Annotated in this window: 1 pseudogene; it reads right to left on the bottom strand. The window is 64.6% G+C overall.

The window, feature by feature from the left end:
• Window positions 1-187 (bottom strand): annotated as a pseudogene (locus ACQ4LH_RS21560) (DUF2339 domain-containing protein); the annotation flags it as partial.
• Window positions 188-351: the final 164 nt, after the last annotated feature.

Genomic DNA, 351 nt, shown 5'->3' with positions numbered 1-351 from the left:
GTGGAGCGTCGTCGGCAGCGTCAGATGTGTTGAAAAGACAGAGGAAGAGATAGAGAAAAAGGAGAAGCCAGAAGATACCCGCGCCGTCCACCGCCCAGGCGGCCGAGGTCCAGCGGGCATCCAGGCCCAAGGGAATCGCCAGGCTGCCGAACACCACACCCAGCGCCAGGCAGGTTTCCACTAGCAGTACAGCGCCTGTCNAGGTGTATAAGACACAGGTCCGGGGGGCGTCGACGGCAGCGTGAGATGTGTGGAAGAGACAGGCCCCGCCCGCCGCCAGGCCGAAGGGCATCGCCAGTCCGCCGAACGTCTCCTCCAGCGCCAGGCCGGTTTCCACAAGCAGTACGGGGC

It is taken from the genome of Pseudomonas peli, assembly GCF_050563605.1.
Taxonomy (GTDB): domain Bacteria; phylum Pseudomonadota; class Gammaproteobacteria; order Pseudomonadales; family Pseudomonadaceae; genus Aquipseudomonas; species Aquipseudomonas peli_A.
Note: the sequence above shows the minus strand (reverse complement) of the source record. Positions and strands in the feature narration are given on the sequence as shown.